This is a genomic window from bacterium, assembly GCA_041648665.1.
Taxonomy (GTDB): Bacteria; UBA10199; UBA10199; order 2-02-FULL-44-16; family JAAZCA01; genus JAFGMW01.
The window spans coordinates 19,165-36,153 of sequence record JBAZOP010000029.1; the positions used below are offsets into that span (position 1 = coordinate 19,165).

Here is a 16,989-nt window from a genome sequence, read left to right on the forward strand (position 1 = left end):
GGAAAGCCATGAGATATATTCCTTTCACCGTCGTCTATTTCTACAGGATGATGAAAGCGCGGCAGATACGCCTTCTGCCCGCCATCTTTGTAGGGTTGACCTCTGCACTCATTGTTCTGTTTATTCCATGGCTTTCCAAGTTCTTCATCGATGAGATACTGGTCAATCAGAACGTCGAATATACCTATCCGTGCTTGTTGTTCTGGCTCTTTCTGGATCTGCTGCGCTTTTGCGGCAATGGCCTGCGCTCACTCTCGAACACCGTTGCCACATCCGGAATAACTGTAGGAGTCGGGGTATTCATCCTCGAGAAGATCCATAACTGTTCGCGCCGACTCTTTCACTCCTATAATATCGGTGAATTCGTAACGCGGATGAACGACGTTGAGTCAAGTGGTTACATCCTAATCGATGTCGTCAATGATATGACCGAGATCGTTGTTTATCTCATAGTTCTGCCCTTCGCCTTCCTTATCATTGACTCGAATCTGGCTGTGATCGTTGGCGCAACTGTTATCTTGTGCGTTATTTCGTCGGCGGTCCTCTCTCGTTTTATCGAATGGCTGCATAAGCGAAAACGGCAGGAAGAGGCCTCCTATGTGCAGCAGGTCCTGGTGACAGCTGAGAATGTCGCCGAGATCCAAAGCTGCGGCATCAAGAAACAGATATTTGACGAGATCCATGCTCGTAACTTCCGAATTAAGGAATTGGAGTTACGAAAAGTGACGGCATCGCAGATCCATCGGTTTACCAATCGTCTGCTTTTTGCGGTAGGCTCCTTCTTCTATCGGCTGTTCTCAGTCGGACTTGTCGTCAATGGCAATATGACGATCGGTGATTTCTTCGCTTACAACACGATCCTCACCCTCTTGTTCAGCCCCATCGAGGCACTTACCGCCCTCGTGCGTCCCGTCCAGGAGATGTTTGTCAACAGCCAGCGCATCGAGGAGTTTCTTCTCTTTCCAGAGCAGTTCGGCGGGGTGCAGCCGATGCCGGATCCGGCCGATCTTATTATGCGATCCGTAGCAATGAGCTATGCTGAAGGTGGACCGCTGGTTCTTCGCGGATTTGATTTCCCGTTTCACAAGGGGGTCCTCTATGGGCTGATCGGTCCTAACGGGTCGGGTAAGTCAACGCTCTTGAGGCTCATTGCGCGACACTACGACCCTGACGATGGGGAGATCATCTATGGAGACACGAATATCGACGAGATAGAGCGGAATACTTACCGTTCGGCGGTCGCCTATCTCCCGGTTGAAGGCTATGTCTTCCCCACGACTTTCGAGCACAACATCATTCTCGGTAAGCCACTCAATCAGGAACTCCTCGATCGTATTGTGGACGAATTAGACATCGCTCATCTCCGGCAGAAATTCCCCACCCATAGCGATTCCCTGCTGGGTACGCAGGAGATTCGCCTGTCGAGCGGCGAGATCCAGCGGGTGAGCCTGGCGAGGGCTATCTATCACGGTCATCGCATTTATCTCTTCGATGAGGCGCTCTCGGCACTGGATGCCCAAGTGATCGAGCGGGCGATGCTGGCCCTGCGTCGCCACATTCGGGATAGAATTGTGATCATCGCATCGCACCACCTCGACATTCTGCGGAATGTGGATGAGATTCTTTGCCTCAGGGAGGGGCAGCTCATCGAGTCGGGCAAATTCGGGGAACTCTCCCGCAAAGGTACGTTCTTCTTTGACCTCTTCCACGGACGGGGGGAAGTTGAAAGCATGTAATCGGGTCTTGCCAATTAATTCCTTGATATTTAAAGCAGTTTTCCGTATATTTTCAGAAAGTATGCAGAAATTCCCTAGTGTTTTCAGATTGTTATGACACTCCGGAGCTACGGCACCGAAAGGAGCAAGTATGAAAAGGCTGACCATCGCAGTAGCGCTCATCACCCTGGCCTTGGCAACGCCGGCAAGATCGTTCGCCGCGAACTCCGGCTATGACGAAGGCTTTTTCATAGCGAGCGACGATCAGGAATTCATGCTCAAACTCAATGGTCGACTCCAGCCTCAGCTATATTTCCAGGACTCTGCGACCCAGCAGAAACAACTGACCTTCAATTTGAGAAGGGCACAACTCAACGTATTCTCTGAAATCCATGATATTGTAGCCATAGGATTTAATCTGGAACATGCGGTTACAAATGTGGGCACACAGAACTTTCAAACCGTCAACATAGGCGGTGCTTATGTTTCAGTTGAGGTGATACCTCAATTTGTAATAACGGCTGGCATGGTCGGTCTCCCGCTCGACATGATGAGTGAAATCAGCAGTGCCTGGCTCCTCCTCATTGAAAAACCAATTACCAACTCTCAATCGGATGGTATCACGAACCTCACGCCGCTGCGCCCAAGTTTCGGCACACCCGACGGTTTGGGCATCAACTTTTCTGGGGGATATTGGAAATGGTATTACTCGTTCTCCGTGGTTAATGGTGCGGAATCAAACTATGCCCTCAATCCCGATATGAAGATGTCGTTCGGATTCAGGACTGGCATCAATATACTCGATCCTGTGCCGGGCAAACTGACTGACTTTGATTGCTCCGAAACCCCGAAGCTTACGGTTAATCTTGGCAGCACGTACCAGGGCAAACGCACGGACCCGAACACCAACGCGAACATCAGTTACCTGTGGACCTCGTCGCTGGGCGTTGGCCTGCGTTGGGGCGGATTCGCTTTCACCACAGAGGGCTACTACAGGCGCACGAAGATCACGAGCCTGGGCACCGCGGTATGGGCCAGGCCCATGCTCACGGACATAGGTTACTACGCGGCCGCAGGCTATTATATAATCCCCAAGAAATTCGAGATCGCGGCGCAAGCGGGCCAGATCATCCGCCAGGGGCCTGACAACGACTCGTGGCAGTTCGGCGGCGGCGTCAACTACTACATCTTCGACAACAACCTCAAGCTCCAGGCAGCCTACGTGCTCACCACCGACTTCGACGACGTGACCGGTACTCGGACCAACAAGGTCAGCACGGGCACTTTGATGCTTTCAGCTTTGTTCTAGAAAGAGTAATTTATGATCTGAAGGCCGGGGTGACGTCCCGGCCTTTTTTGTAACGATTGATATGACCGAAATGATTTCAACAAAAATAAAGTCGTTTCCGCGCAAGCCCGGCGTCTATCTGTTCAAGGACGCCGGCGGCGACGTGATCTACGTGGGCAAGGCCGTGAGGCTGCGCGACAGGGTTTCATCGTACTTCAGAGACGAGCCCGCCCGCCTCGCCCGCGGGGCTCGCGCGGCGGGCGGGCGGCCCCAACTCAAATTTCTCCTCAAGCGCACCAAGGATATCGACTGCATCGTCACGGACACGGAGAAGGAGGCGCTGCTCCTGGAGAACACCCTCATCAAGGAGCATTCCCCTCGCTACAACATAAGCCTCAAGGACGACAAGACGTACGTATCTATCAGGATAGGGGCGGAGCATCCGTCGCCCGGCATCTCGCTTACCCGCAGGCCCACGAAAGACGGGGCGCGCTACTTCGGGCCGTACGATTCGGCGCTCGCCGCGCGCGAGGCAGTGGAGCAGATCGTGCGGTTCTTCATGGTGCGGACCTGCACTGACCGGGAGTTTGCCAACCGCGTCCGTCCCTGCCTCAAGTACGACATCGGCCGATGCAGCGGGCCCTGCGTGGGCAAGGTGAGCGCAGAGGACTACGCGCGGCAGGTGGACGAAGCGGTGATGTTCCTAGCGGGCCGGAGCGTCGAGCTCCTCGATATCCTGGAAGATAAGATGCGTGAGGCCTCGGGGCAGGAGCATTACGAGGACGCAGCCCGCATGCGAGACGCGATCGTTATGCTCCGGGGCGTGATCGAGAAACAGTCCGTGGTCAAACACGGCGGCGGCGACCACGACGCGGTAGGGATCGCAAGGCAGGGGGCGAGGGCGGCGATATGCGTGCTGAAGGTGAGGGGCGGCGTGCTCACGGGCCGCCGCTCGTTCATGGCCGGAGATCCGGCGTCCGGCGAGGCCAAGGCGGTGGAGGAATTCCTCCTGCAGCACTACGGCGAGGGTTCGGAGATGCCGATGAAGATATTCGTCCACGCCATGCCCGAGGGGGCTCGCGCCGTGGAGCAGCTTTTGTCCGACAGGCGCGGAGGCAGGGTGAAGATCGCGTCGCCGGTCCGCGGAGAGATGAAGAGGCTCGTCGAACTCGCGCGCACAAACGCGCGCGAGATGCTGGCGCTCCGGGCTCGATCCCACGGCGCTGCGGAGGTGGTAGAGCGGATCGGCCGCGCCCTCAAGCTCGGTCATACGCCTGAGACGATCGAATGCGTGGATATCTCCAACTTGAGCGGCCGCGAGGCGGTGGGCTCCATCGTTTCATTCTCGTGCGGCGAGCCGGACAAGTCGCGCTACCGCATCTACAACATCCGCACGCTGGATACTCCGGACGACTACGGCATGATGCGCGAGGTCATCTCACGGCGCTTCAGGTCTGATGTCTCGCTGCGCAGGGCCGAGCGCCCGCGGACCCCTCCCGACCTGTTGCTCGTGGACGGAGGCAAGGGCCAGCTTGCGATAGCGGAAAGGGCGCTCAGGGAATGCGGGGCGAGGGTTCCGGTCGCCGCGATCGCCAAGGGCGAGAAGAAAGGCCACGCCGACCGGATATTCATCCCAGGTCGCAAGAACCCGATAAATTTCAGGCGCGGATCCAAAGAGCTCCTGCTCCTCATGCGCATACGCGACGAGGCGCACCGATTCGGCATAGGCGCCCACCGCCGCAGGCGCAGTCGGGCCGCGCTTGGCGGCTGAGGTCGCTGTCTCCCTGGCGGTTTTTTAACGGCTTTTTGACGCTGAAGGGTAGATTCTCACTCTGATCCCTTATTTCAGCTCCTCCCGGCAGTTCTGTTTGATCTTATTAAACAGCCATTTAAAGCCATCCCCTTATTATACGTCCCTGGCACGTCCCTTGCTTATTTATAGGCGTGGAGGGTGGAAAATGGAAAAGGGACGCGCCAGCGACATGATAATGGAGCAGATCATGTGTGGGACCGATCTTGCGGGCGAATACAGGAACGCCGCAGTGATCTCCTGCGGTGGCATCTACATCCCGCACAACGGCGCGCGCGAGCAGCTGATCTACGAGATCATCAACACCTTCAATGCGGAAGAGCCGGTGAAGATCGTGTCAGGCTTCAGGCCGCGCAACATACTCCATGAGATAATCCAGAAGGAGTCAATGAACTGAACCCTTTGGAGATCACATCTCCTTTTTCGAGGCCGGTCGCAAGACCGGCCTTTCGCTTGCCGATGGGTTAGGCGAAAAATTTAGCTATGGATTCCCCATACGGCGCCTTGGCCACGCCGCGGTCGGTGATGATCGCGGTGACGAGGTCGGAGGGCGTCACGTCGAACGCGGGGTTCAAGACCTTCACGTAATTAGGGGTCACCTGGATGGATCCAACGTGTGTGACCTCCGAAGGATCGCGCTCCTCTATCGGTATGTCGTCGCCTCCGGCTATCTTCGGGTCGATCGTGGAGATCGGCGCCGCCACGTAGAAGGGGATGTTGTGGCGCTTCGCGAGCACTGCGACCTGGTACGTGCCGATCTTGTTTGCCACGTCGCCGTTCGCCGCGATCCTGTCCGCGCCGACGATGCAGGCGTCGATTTTTCCCTTCTTCATGAAGTGGCCGGCCATGGTGTCGGAGATGACCGTCACCTCCAGGCCGTGCTTCTGCAGCTCCCACGCGGTGAGCTTGGCGCCCTGGAGTCTGGGCCTTGTCTCGTCCGCGAATACGTGGATGCGCTTGCCCGCTTCGTTCGCCGCATAGATCACGCCGAGTGCGGTGCCGTAGCCTGCGGTTGCCAGGGCGCCGGCGTTGCAGTGCGTGAGCACGCTCATTCCGTCCTTGAGCAGCGGTTGACCGTTTCTGCCGATGCGGCGGTTGGACTCGATGTCCTCGGCGTAGATCTTCAGCGCCTCGTTCTTGAGCAGCGCGGTGATCTCGTCGAGGGGTTTTCCCTTGTTGGCGAGCGCGCACGCCTTCATGCGATCGATCGCCCAGAAGAGGTTGACCGCGGTGGGGCGGGTATCGCCGATGCGGCCGCATATGGAGACCAGTTTCTCGAAGTACTCGTCGAAGCTTTTCACGCCGATGCCGAGCGCGCCCAGCGCTACGCCCATGGCGGCCGCGACGCCTATCGCCGGCGCTCCTCTGATCACCATGTTGCGGATCGCCTGCGCCACGCCCAGGTAGTCCTCGTAGGTGTTGTAGATCTCCTCGGTGGGGAGCCTGCGCTGATCGAGCATCACCACCTTGTCGTCCTTCCATTCTATCGTCTTGATCAAATCCACTTTGACTCCTTTGTCATCATCCCAATTTCTTCTTCAGCATCTCGTTCACCATCTGCGGATTCGCCTGGCCCTTCGTCGCCTTCATCACCTGGCCCACGAGGAAACCCATCACCGCGGCCTTGCCGGACTTGTACTGCTCGACCTGTTTCGCGTTCTCGGAAATCACCTTGTCCACCGCGGACTCTATCGCCGAGAGGTCGGTCACCTGAACCAGGCCCTTGTCGCCCACGATCTTGCCCGGGCCAGCGCCGGTCGAATACATCTCCACGAAGACGTCCTTGGCGATCTTGCCGGTGATCTCTCCGTCCTCGACCATCTTTATCAGCGCGGCGAGGTCGGCCGGCTTTATTCTGCATGCTGCGATCCCGTCATCTTCGTCCTTGAGCTCGCGCAGGAGCTCGGAGATGATCCAGTTGGCCGCCTTCTTCGCAGGGGCGCCTGCGGCTATCACGGCCTCGAAGTAGTCCGCGAGCCTCTTGTCCTCGGTTATGATGAGAGCATCCGCCTCCGCGATCCCGTGGTCCTTCGTGAAGCGCCCTGCTTTGGCGTGTGCGAGTTCGGGGAGCGTTGCGCGCACGCGCTCTATCCATTTCTTGTCCACGATCAGCGGCAGGAGGTCCGGGTCAGGGAAGTAACGGTAGTCGTGCGCCTCTTCTTTGCTGCGCATGGATTCGGTGCGTCCCGCCGCGTCATTCCAGAGTCTGGTCTCCTGCGTCACCTTGCCGCCCGTATCCAACACCTTGCCTTGTCTCTCGATCTCGAACGCTATCGACCTCTCTACAGCCTTGAAGGAGTTGAGGTTCTTCATCTCGGTGCGCGTGCCGAACTCCTTTTGCCCCGCGGGCCGGATCGAGACGTTGGCGTCGCAGCGGAAATTGCCCTCCTGGAGGTTGCCTTCGCACACGCCGAGGTACACGAGCACGTTGCGGAGCGTGCGCAAATAGTCGCCTGCCTCCTTGGGCGAGCGCATGTCGGGGCCGGAGACTATCTCGATGAGCGGCACGCCGCAGCGGTTGAAATCCACATGACTCTTCTCGGCGTGGCCGTAGTCGTGCATGAGTTTGCCCGCGTCCTCCTCAAGGTGGATGCGGATGAGCGATATCTCCTTGTCCGTGTGCTTCGTCTTCACCTTTACGCTGCCGCCCAGGCATAGCGGGAACTCGTACTGCGATATCTGGTAGCCCTTGGGCAGGTCGGGATAGAAGTAGTTCTTCCTGGCGAAGACGCTGCGCTCCTGCATCCTGCATCCCAGCGCGAGCCCCGCTTTTATCGCCATCTCCACTGCGGAGCCGTTGACCACGGGCAGCGTGCCGGGCTGACCGGTGCATATGGGGCAGACGGTGGCGTTGGGAGCAGCCCCCTTGTCGTTGGAGGCGCAGGAGCAGAACATCTTGCTCGCCGTGGCGAGCTGCGCGTGGACCTCCAACCCTATGACCGCTTCGTACTTTGCCATAATATTCCTGATCGTCAGCTCACCGGCACCCTCTTGTGCCACTCCGTAGCCTGCTCGTACGCGAAGCCGATGTTGAGCAGTCCCGCTTCGTCGAGCGGCCTTCCGATCAGCTGCATTCCGATGGGGAGCCCAGCCCTGGTGGCGCCGCAGGGGAGCGCCAGTCCCGGAAGCCCCGCGAGGCTCGCCGGTATCGTGAATATGTCGTTGAGGTACATCTTTATCGGGTCATCCTTCTTTTCGCCCAGCGCAAAGGGCGGGGTGGGGGTGGCGGGCGCGATTATCGCGTCGCACTGTTCGAAGGCGTCGAGAAAATCTTTTTTGATGAGCGTGCGCGCCTTCTGCGCCTTGAGATAGTATGCGTCGTAGTATCCGGAGGAGAGCACGTACGTGCCTACCACGATGCGCAGCGCTACCTCGGGCCCGAATCCTTCGGTGCGGCTCCTGGAGAAGAGCTCTCCCAGCTCGTTCGCGCCCTTTGCCCTGTGGCCGTATCTTACGCCGTCGTAGCGCGCTAGGTTCGCAGAGGCCTCCGCCGGCGCGATGATGTAGTAACACGCCAGCGAATACTTCGTGTGCGGGAGCGATATTTCCTTTGTCCTGGCCCCCAGCTTCGAGAGCGTCTCCGACGCGGTTCGCACCGCTTTCTCGACCTCGGGATCGATTCCCTCGACAAAGTATTCCTTCGGTATGCCGATCGTCTTTCCCTTTATGTCGCCCGTGAGCGCTGCCCTGTAGTCCGGCGCAGGCTGTGGGATGGAGGTCGCATCCTTCGGGTCATGGCCCGCGATCGCGCCGAGCATGATCGCGCAGTCTGTCACGTCCCTCGCCATGGGACCCACCTGGTCCAGGGAGCTGGCGAAGGAGATTATCCCGTAGCGGCTTATCCTGCCGTAGGTCGGTTTGAGCGCGACGATCCCGCAGAAGGCGGCCGGCTGGCGCACTGAGCCGCCGGTGTCCGTGCCCAGCGACGCCGGCGTGAGCCCCGCGGCGACCGCAGCGGCGGAGCCGCCGCTGGATCCCCCGGGGGTGAGCGCGCGATTCCACGGGTTCTTCACGGGCCCGAACGCGGAGTGCTCGTTGGAGCTGCCCATCGCGAACTCGTCCATGGAGAGTTTGCCTGTGATGACCACGCCGGCCCTCTTCAGCCTCTCCACCACGGTGCCGTCGTAAGTCGGCACGTAGTTTCCGAGGATCTTCGAGCAGCAGGTCGTGCGGATTCCCTTTGTTATGAAGATGTCCTTGAGCGCGAGCGGAACTCCGGTGAGGGGGGCCGCGTCCTCGCCTGCGGCGAGCCTCTTGTCGGCCGCCTTCGCGGCCTGCATCGCGGCTTCATCGCAGCGGGTGACGAACGAATTGATGGAGGGATCGCGCTCGGTTATCTCGGCCAGGTATTCCCGCGTGAGCTCCGTCGAGCTTATCTTTTTATTCTGAAGCAGCGCCGAGATCTCGGCCAGACCCTTTTTGCAAAGCTCGCGCATTGAGATCACTCGCTCTCGATGACCCTGGGCACCTGGACAAAGGGTCCGTCGCGCTCCGGCGCCTGCGCCAGGAGCTCATCCTGCATGCCGGAGGGATGCACCTCATCCTCCCTGAGGGAGGATGCGAACTCGACGGCGTGCGAGGTGGGAGCAACGCCCTCCGTATCGAGCTCGTTGAGCTGCGCCACGTACTCCAGCACCGCGCCGGCCTTGGCCACGAGCTTATGCATTCCGGCCTCGTCGAAGGAGAGCTTTGCGAGCCTCACCGTCTTCTCCACCGCAGCGACTAGATCATCCCTTCCGGTCTTATGCGACATAATATATTGGATGTGCTCTCCTGCCGGCCCGTCAGAACCTGAAGAGGTTGAGCAGCGAATCGAGTATCTGCGTCTCCTCGCCGCACAGATTCTTCATGGTCGCAGGCAGGAGCATGACGCTTCCGCAGTTGAAGCACTTGTGTATGGTCTCTCCCTTGAAGCTTATCTCCTCCAGCTCCATGCCGCAGTTGCCGCATCTGCGCCAGTGCAGCTGCTTCAGGCGTTCGTGCTCCTCCCTGGCCATGAGCTTGCGCTTTTGTTCCGCGATCTTCTGCTTCTTCACTAAGTCCTGTTTTTCGAAGTAAGAGGATTCAGGCCGTGGCGGTTTTTTCACTTCCCCCTCCTTGTCCCTGATTTGCGCTTATCACAGCGATGCTATCAAGGCAAGGCCGGGGGATAGGGTTGTGCGGATGACTTTGTCGTGATAGATCAAGGGACATGACAGCCTGCATGCAGCTCCTTGCCTTCTCTCCGCAGTGGCTCCTCTATCTCATGGCGTGCTTCGTAGGCGCCGTCCTCGGCAGTTTTGCGAACGTCTGCATATGGCGCATGCCGCGCGGCGAGTCGGTGGCGTGGCCGCCCTCGCACTGCCCGGTCTGCGGCCGCAGACTCGCGTGGTGGGAGAACGTGCCGGTCCTGAGCTACCTGGCGCTGCGAGGCAGGTGCCGCACGTGCAGATGCCGGATATCGATCCGCTACCCGATCGTGGAGCTGGCGATGAGCGTGCTCGCCCTCCTCACGTGGTGGTATTTCGGCGATCCGCTCAAGTTTTTCGTCTACCTCAGCCTCTTCATACTGCCCATGGTCATAGTGACCGGCATCGACCTGTATCATTACATCATCCCCGACTCGATAAGCCTGCCCGGCATCGGCGTGGGGCTCATCGTCCACGTGCTCTTGGGCGGCGGGGAGGGCTCCTATCTCTGGACGGCCGTGGATTCGGTTGCCGGCATTGTCGTCGGCGGCGGGGCGCTCTATCTTGTCGCCTTGGCCTACGAGAAACTGAGAAAGCAGGAGGGGCTGGGCGCAGGAGACGTAAAGCTCATCGCGATGATCGGCGCCTTCTTCGGCTGGAAGGCGGTGCTGCTCATACTCCTCATGTCGTCGTTCCTGGGCTCCCTGGTGGGGCTCGCGGTCATATTGATCCTTCGCAAGGATCTCAAATATGCCATACCTTTCGGGCCCTTTCTCGCTGCGGCAGGGGTCATAAATCTCTTTGCAGGGCAGCGACTTGTCGCGTGGTACATGGGGCTTTTCTAGGGAAAAACAGCCTTTTATTCACACTTTTTAAAGTAATTTATACTTAATTAATATAAATTGAGTATATAATTGTAGATAATTAATAAAAATACTTGACGATTTTCATGCTTTTGAGACAATTCATTATACCGACCGGCCGCATTGCGGCCGTAATCATCTCTGCAGGGGTTTTCTATGCAAACGGAAAAGAAAGTGATCCCAAATAACGTCCAGCGCTTTCGCGAGGAACTCCTCATGAGCAAGGCGGAGCTCGCGCGAAAAGCGGGTCTCTCTGCGCTCACGATCGATCGGGTCGAGAGCGGCTTGCAGTGCAGGATGGATACGAAACGCAAGATCCTCCTCTCGCTCGGCCTCAAGCTCACGGACAAGGATCGCGTCTTCCCGGAAGGTTGATACTTCATAATAGCTTGCCTATGGATGCGCTTTTGCGTATAGGTGTGCGTACGCTATGCATCCAGAACTGCTGAATAATTCCACCTTTCTCAGATACTACAAGCAGTGGCAGGATGACCCCGACTCCATAGTCTTTGCCCCTATCGCAGAGTACTTTCTCATGTACGGCATGATCGACGCCGCTTTCTCCGTGTGTCGCGAGGGAGTGAAGAGGCATCCGGGCTTCATAAGCGGACGCCTGGTCATGGCCCGCGTGCATTTGAGGCGCGGCAACTGGGAAGAGGCGGAGGGCGAGCTGATGCAGGCCCTCTCGATAAGGGCCGACAACGCGCAGGCGAAGGGGATGATGGAGGAGATCGCCGCGCTTCGCAGGGCCGAGCGCGACCGTCTGCGCGTGGAGCCGCGCACCGAACCGCGCCCTGTCGCTTTGCCCGTCGAAAACCATGCGGCCATCAGGCACCCCTCCTGGAACACGATCACCATGGCCGGCATACTCGCTGCGCAGGGGCACCGCGAGAGGGCCAAGGAGATATATCAGACCATCTTAACGGGGGACCCTTCCAACGCAGCCGCCAGGGCCGGCATCGAGGCGCTTGGCAGCGCAGGTTGATTCTCAATAGATGACTATCCTCAACAAGGAAAAGATCCTGGAGCAGGCAAAGATCTTTGTCGACGAAGGGAAATTCGACAAGGCCATAAGGGAGTATGAGAAGATAACTCTCGCCGATCCTGCGGACTTAAGGGTCAAACTCAGGATAGCGGAGCTCTACACCAAGCGAAAGCAGATCAACGACGCCATACGCCTCTATCGCGAGGTCGCGCACTCCTACACCGCCGACGGATTCCTGCTCAAGGCGGTGACCGTCTACAAGAACATCCTCAGGCTCAACCCGTCGCTCATCGAGGTCAACGAGGAGCTGGCCGGCCTCTACGAGAAGATGGGGCTCACGCACGATGCGGTGAGGCAGTTCGACATACTCGCTTCCACGCTCGACATGAAGGGCATGACCGACAAGGTCATCGACATCAGGAAGAAGATCGTGGCCCTCAACCCGGAGGACGGCACCGCCAGGGTCAGACTGGCGGAGACCTTTCAGCGCGACGGCAGAATGGAAGAGGCGATCGACCAGTACGAGGACTATGCCGCAAGGCTGGACAGGTCGGGCGCGGACAAGCGCAAGCTCGCCGACGTCTATGAGAAGATATTGGCGCACAGGCCCAAGAATTACGACCTCATGCGCAAGCTCATCGCCATCTACGAGGAGCTCTCCGATCACAAGAAAGCGCTCAAGTGGCTGGAGGACGGCAAGGAGATGACCGAGCGCGACCCGGGCCTGCTCAAGCTCGCCGCCGCCATCTACACCTCGCAGCACCAGGTCGAGACCGCGCGCGCGAAATACATGCTGCTCGCCGACATCGAGAACCAGAGCGGTCATCAGGACAAGGCGCTCGACGCGTACTTCGAGATACTGGTCCTTCTGCCCGACGAGGAGGACAGGCTTGAGAGGCGGGTCGAGGAGATAAGGCCGGGCGCAATGGCCGAGATGGTCGAGCGCGCGGCAGTCCGCCGCAAGGAGCTGGAGGAGCAGGAGGAGAGGCGCCAGATCGAGGAGGAGACGGAGAAGACGCAGAAGGCCGCCGCCGAGCAGGCCGAGGAGGAGCGCGCCGATGCGAAGCGGGCGCAGAGGGCCGCGAAGAAACAGGTTGCAGCCGCGCCGCAGAAGGCGCCGGCAAAGGCAGGGCCCGATCGCGGTCGCGCCGACTCCGCGTACAACTTAGGCATCGCCTACAGGAAGATGGGGCTCGCGCGTGAATCCGAGGCCGAGTTCAAGAAGGCTCTGGATATCTACAATGCCTGCGTCTCGGCCGGCATCGCGGACGAAGAGGCGAAGAGACGAATCGCGGAGATGGAGGCGGGGATTTCAGGCGCAGCGGTCCCCCCGGCCGAGGTCAAGCCCGAGGCTGGAGTTGAGAACAAGTCCGAGGCCAAGGCAAAGGTTGAAACTCCGAATAAGGCCGAGAAGGAAAAGAAGAAGATATCGTTCGTCTGACGAATCCGGGGGGATATGGATCACCTCGCTTACTACGAACTCAGGGAAGAGCCGTTCTCGATCGTGCCGCTCACGAACTTCTATTATCACAACGAGCAGCACGACCAGGCGTACCTGCGCCTCAGGCGCTCGGTCGAGGGCATGAAGGGGCTCGCGGTGCTCGTGGGCGAGGTCGGAACCGGCAAGACCCTGCTCGCGCGCAGGCTGCTCGAGTCGTTGCCGGACGATCAGTACGAGGCGGCCCTGCTGGTCGTGCTCCACTCAAGCGTTACCGGCAGCTGGCTGATAAAGCGCGTGGCCCAGCAGGTCGGCGTGACGGATACAGAGGGCGACAAGGTCGACGTGATCGGGAGGCTCTACGGGAGGCTCAACGAGATAGCGGAAGAGGGAAGGCGCGCGGTGATACTCATCGACGAGGCTCACATGCTGCGCTCGCCGGAGACGCTAGAGGAGGTGAGGGGGCTGCTCAACCTGGAGCTCTCGAACTCGAAACTCCTCTCCATCGTCATGTTCGGCATGCCGGAGCTGGACATGAGGCTCGCCTCGGAACCCGCGCTCAAGCAGCGCATGGCGGTCCGCTTTCAGCTAAAGAACTTCACGCGCGAGACCCTCGTCGACTACGTCCGCTTCCGCACTTTTCACGCAGGCTCCAACAAGCAGATCTTCTCCGCTAGCGCGCTCGAGGCCATATACGATTTCACCAGGGGCAACCCGAGGCTCGTGAACGTGGTCTGCGATAACTCCTTGTTCGAGGGATTCGTCCGCCGCGTCGATCTGCCGGTCGGCAGGGAAGTGGTGGAGAGCGTGGCCGCGGACCTGGGGCTCCCGCCCATGGATCCTGCCGACGAACCCGCGGAGCGCCGCTGAATATTGTTATGCGCTGCGTCTTGAACTCTTCCAGACGCTTCTATATCGTCGCCCGAAATCGAGGCAATAACAGGCATAAAGGGAGAGGATGATGACGGTTCCACGCGTTTCCATGTCAGGCGGCGGATGTTCCATGGCGGACGAGGATCTCAAGGCCGTTCGCGGGAAAGCGTCCAGGCTGATAGGCCAGGCTGTGGCCCAGGGGTTCGGCGAATTCCCGATCGATCACTCCTCATACGGCAAGGGCGTGCTCGCTCTATTCGTTGAGAAGAACATATGCGCCGTGCTCACGAAAGATTCCGGCGCCACCCCCCGGAACCACAACAAGTTGAGGCAGGAGTACAGGGCCGAGCAGCTGACCGAGTCCGAGGCCCTTGATAGGGGCGTGGTCGCGCGACAGATCCCGCTCGGCAAGGCCTGTCCCCCTGACTACGACTGGTGTCAGTCCATGGCCTACAACGACGTGGAGGATTGCGACGAGGTCCTGGACGAGATCAACGGCTACGGGATGCCGACCGTGATGTACGCGGCGGACGGGGATGCGGTGCGGGCGCAGAAATACGTCGATAAGCTCGCGACCGCGCCGCTCTATACCAAATACCACGACTCGGGCCCGGTCGCGTGCGAGGCCGGCCGCGACGAATCCGGCCGCCGCTTTAAGGATTCGTATCATTCTCTAGCTGTACTCTTCACCAGCGTCGAGTTCGTCCTGCGCACGTTCTGGGGAAACGGCTGGACCGCGTGGACCGGCCGGCGTTCTTGCGAGGACTCGAACGGAAAGACGCTTGCGGCCGACGATTTGATGTTCGATTTCGGCATGCGCGTGTTCGTGCCCGTTGAGGTGGAAAAGGACGGCGCTGTCTCGCAGCGCTTCTTTGTCGTGACCGCCTCGGCCGCGGCCGCCAACGGCGGGCTCTCTTCCATCGTGCCGGACAAGGTCATCCAGCGCGTGGGCTACGAGCGCTTCGTCGGCGCGGAGTACGCAAAAAAGGTCCTCCTCGACGCCTTTGCAAGGGGATGGGAAATAAAGGATTAGCCTTATATTATTTCTTTAAACGCTTGACCCTCCCAGCTATGTCGTATAATAAGCCTACCTGCATATCAGCGGAGCGAGGTGGACATGTCCATGATGAGCTTCAGACCGGTCAGCGTGACCCTGCCGTCAGGTGTTTTTCCGGGTGAGTTTCGCTTTATCTCAAATTGCGGTCCCGGCGAGAACGGGGCTGCCGCCCGTACAGGCCTGCTCATGATCAAGGGCCAGGAGCGGATGGTCCGGACGTTGTCCGGTGCACTTGACTGCTCTTTTATGAAGAAAAGGTTCGATACGCTCAAGCTGCTCGAACGCCTGGGGTTCAAGGTGGTTCCCTTTTATGGAATGATGGAATTGGACAGCCGTCCGCTGTTTTTTCTCCATGACCTGCGCGAAGGCAAAAGGATAGAACTCTACGACGAGGAATACATTTGTAATAATCAGAGAGTCAGGAACCCTATCGGCAAAAAGATAATAAGATCCAACGCACAAGAGGTCTTTAATAATCTGACGAATGCAAATCAGGTCAATCTGCAAATGATGCGTACGCACCTTCTGCAAGACGCCTATGACATATATTTTGGTGCTTTGGTCCGTGGTAATCCACATACGATTACACGCGACCCCAGGACCAACGAGGGGGATGTCTTCGTTACCGACGTAAGTGAGTTCAGGATGTTTAAAAACGAGTATAATTCGGCGATTGATCCTGAGGATGCCGTCCGGTTGCCGGATGTGCAGATCGCATCCGCGTTCAGTGCCTTGCTCGCGAATTTTCATCCTGCGATGAGTGCAGAGGAACTCCTCAATCGTTTTCGCGAGGAGAATGCCCTCAAGGCTGACTTCATGGAAGCGGCATTCAAGGCGGTTGTAGGTATTTCTTTTCACAAAGGTGAGCCTTTCGTTCCGTCCACGAATGCGGAATGGGCGAGGCGAATATTTCCAAAGAACACCTTCTCGGATGTGATGATGCAGTCAAAGCTCCATCTGGCGAATGTCGCGAAGAGTTTTGAATATTATACCGGCATGAAACTCTTCGATGTCACAAGACAGGCCCGCGACAGATTCATTTCCGGGGCCGATCTCATGCTCGGCGTGGATTTCGCTTACATGGCGGCGCTGGACAATCGGGTTATGTACATCGATGCGCTGAGAAAGTCGGTGGATGCAAAAGGTCCGCTCCCGCAACAGGACGACCGAATCGCTTTTGCAGAGGACGGATTCCCCGCGATGTTGTTCTTCGAGCGATTCGACGAACCGATAAATGAACGGCATGTGGTGCAGATCAAGGGCGAGGATGGTCATGTCCTGGATGTGGAGTTCGATTGGGAGACCGCCATGAGGGTGGAGGCAGGCGGTTATCTGCCGCACGTCGAGCCGGGACAGATCAAGGGGCTTTCATTGAATGGGAGGCCGGTCCGCGGATTCGATGCCGCAAAAGTCAAAATCAGGAAGAGAACAATTCAGCTCCCGCCCCCGCCCCCGATAGATAAGCTCTCTTATTCTTACGAAGGAAAACGTATTTATCGCAAATAGCCGCAAGCGTCGTCCTGAGGATTGGCCTTGATATCCAGGGCATATTTAGGCAGATAGGGGCAACAAGGGGACTGTCCCGGTGAGAAGTCATAGGGGACAGTCCGCGGCGGGCTGAGGATACCTGTGATACATTAGCGGCCTGTCCCCGGTAAGACCTTTGTCGTCGTGAAGCTCTTTGAGACTCAAGATGTCAGCAGACGGAACGAATCGGCGCGCTCTTCTCGCTATCGCTCCTCGCCTCAAACGCCGTCTCGTCGCGGGCTTCTCCTCGGCCGGGTCATATAGG

The 16,989-nt window shown here is 58.4% G+C and carries 16 protein-coding genes; 11 read left to right on the forward strand and 5 right to left on the reverse strand.

The annotated features are described in order from the left end of the window. The first annotated feature begins 8 nt into the window (after positions 1 to 8). From WC683_10605 to WC683_10620, 4 genes are all read left to right on the forward strand, one after another. Positions 9 to 1,736, forward strand: a complete 1,728-nt coding sequence (locus WC683_10605) for an ABC transporter ATP-binding protein (protein MFA4973057.1) — start codon at positions 9 to 11, stop codon at positions 1,734 to 1,736. A gap of 130 nt (positions 1,737 to 1,866) precedes the next feature. Then, positions 1,867 to 3,024 carry a hypothetical protein gene (locus WC683_10610; GenBank protein ID MFA4973058.1) on the forward strand — a complete coding sequence of 386 codons (1,158 nt, stop codon included), beginning with the start codon at positions 1,867 to 1,869 and terminating at the stop codon, positions 3,022 to 3,024. A 70-nt stretch (positions 3,025 to 3,094) separates the two neighbouring features. Next, positions 3,095 to 4,774 carry an excinuclease ABC subunit UvrC gene (gene uvrC, locus WC683_10615; GenBank protein MFA4973059.1) on the forward strand — a complete coding sequence of 560 codons (1,680 nt, stop codon included), beginning with the start codon at positions 3,095 to 3,097 and terminating at the stop codon, positions 4,772 to 4,774. Positions 4,775 to 4,961: 187 nt separating this feature from the next. Further along, entirely contained in the window at positions 4,962 to 5,210 is a 249-nt protein-coding gene (locus tag WC683_10620; GenBank protein ID MFA4973060.1) for a hypothetical protein, read from the forward strand. Between the two features lie 67 nt (positions 5,211 to 5,277). On the opposite strand, the gene mtnA is transcribed toward WC683_10620, so the two are convergent. The 5 genes from mtnA to WC683_10645 are packed head-to-tail and all read right to left on the reverse strand — an operon-like array spanning position 5,278 to position 9,900. Continuing rightward, on the reverse strand, positions 5,278 to 6,312 hold the full coding sequence (gene mtnA / locus WC683_10625; GenBank protein MFA4973061.1) for an S-methyl-5-thioribose-1-phosphate isomerase: 1,035 nt from the start codon (positions 6,310 to 6,312) through the stop codon (positions 5,278 to 5,280). Positions 6,313 to 6,334: 22 nt separating this feature from the next. Next, on the reverse strand, positions 6,335 to 7,774 hold the full coding sequence (gatB, locus tag WC683_10630) for an Asp-tRNA(Asn)/Glu-tRNA(Gln) amidotransferase subunit GatB (protein ID MFA4973062.1): 1,440 nt from the start codon (positions 7,772 to 7,774) through the stop codon (positions 6,335 to 6,337). Between the two features lie 11 nt (positions 7,775 to 7,785). Beyond that, positions 7,786 to 9,249, reverse strand: coding sequence for an Asp-tRNA(Asn)/Glu-tRNA(Gln) amidotransferase subunit GatA (gatA, locus tag WC683_10635; GenBank protein ID MFA4973063.1), 1,464 nt, complete (start codon positions 9,247 to 9,249; stop codon positions 7,786 to 7,788). A 5-nt stretch (positions 9,250 to 9,254) separates the two neighbouring features. Next, positions 9,255 to 9,566 carry an Asp-tRNA(Asn)/Glu-tRNA(Gln) amidotransferase subunit GatC gene (gene gatC / locus WC683_10640; protein MFA4973064.1) on the reverse strand — a complete coding sequence of 104 codons (312 nt, stop codon included), beginning with the start codon at positions 9,564 to 9,566 and terminating at the stop codon, positions 9,255 to 9,257. A gap of 31 nt (positions 9,567 to 9,597) precedes the next feature. Then, a complete protein-coding gene (locus WC683_10645; protein MFA4973065.1) occupies positions 9,598 to 9,900 on the reverse strand; it encodes a zf-TFIIB domain-containing protein in 303 nt (100 codons plus the stop codon). Positions 9,901 to 10,004: 104 nt separating this feature from the next. Here WC683_10645 and WC683_10650 point away from each other — a divergent pair, with 104 nt between their 5' ends. The 7 genes from WC683_10650 to WC683_10680 all read left to right on the forward strand — a co-directional run bounded on the left by WC683_10650 (position 10,005) and on the right by WC683_10680 (position 16,703). Continuing rightward, on the forward strand, positions 10,005 to 10,826 hold the full coding sequence (locus WC683_10650; protein MFA4973066.1) for an A24 family peptidase: 822 nt from the start codon (positions 10,005 to 10,007) through the stop codon (positions 10,824 to 10,826). Positions 10,827 to 11,000: 174 nt separating this feature from the next. After that, positions 11,001 to 11,219: a helix-turn-helix domain-containing protein gene (locus tag WC683_10655; GenBank protein ID MFA4973067.1), complete on the forward strand. Its 219-nt coding sequence runs from the start codon at positions 11,001 to 11,003 to the stop codon at positions 11,217 to 11,219. 55 nt (positions 11,220 to 11,274) lie between these two features. Next, the gene (locus tag WC683_10660; GenBank protein ID MFA4973068.1) at positions 11,275 to 11,829 is read left to right on the forward strand and encodes a tetratricopeptide repeat protein; all 555 of its coding nucleotides are present in this window, start codon (positions 11,275 to 11,277) and stop codon (positions 11,827 to 11,829) included. A 10-nt stretch (positions 11,830 to 11,839) separates the two neighbouring features. After that, on the forward strand, positions 11,840 to 13,270 hold the full coding sequence (locus WC683_10665; GenBank protein MFA4973069.1) for a tetratricopeptide repeat protein: 1,431 nt from the start codon (positions 11,840 to 11,842) through the stop codon (positions 13,268 to 13,270). A 15-nt stretch (positions 13,271 to 13,285) separates the two neighbouring features. Then, the gene (locus WC683_10670; GenBank protein MFA4973070.1) at positions 13,286 to 14,137 is read left to right on the forward strand and encodes an AAA family ATPase; all 852 of its coding nucleotides are present in this window, start codon (positions 13,286 to 13,288) and stop codon (positions 14,135 to 14,137) included. Positions 14,138 to 14,228: 91 nt separating this feature from the next. Next, entirely contained in the window at positions 14,229 to 15,173 is a 945-nt protein-coding gene (locus WC683_10675) for a hypothetical protein (protein MFA4973071.1), read from the forward strand. Positions 15,174 to 15,257: 84 nt separating this feature from the next. After that, positions 15,258 to 16,703, forward strand: a complete 1,446-nt coding sequence (locus tag WC683_10680; GenBank protein ID MFA4973072.1) for a hypothetical protein — start codon at positions 15,258 to 15,260, stop codon at positions 16,701 to 16,703. Positions 16,704 to 16,989 lie beyond the last annotated feature (286 nt).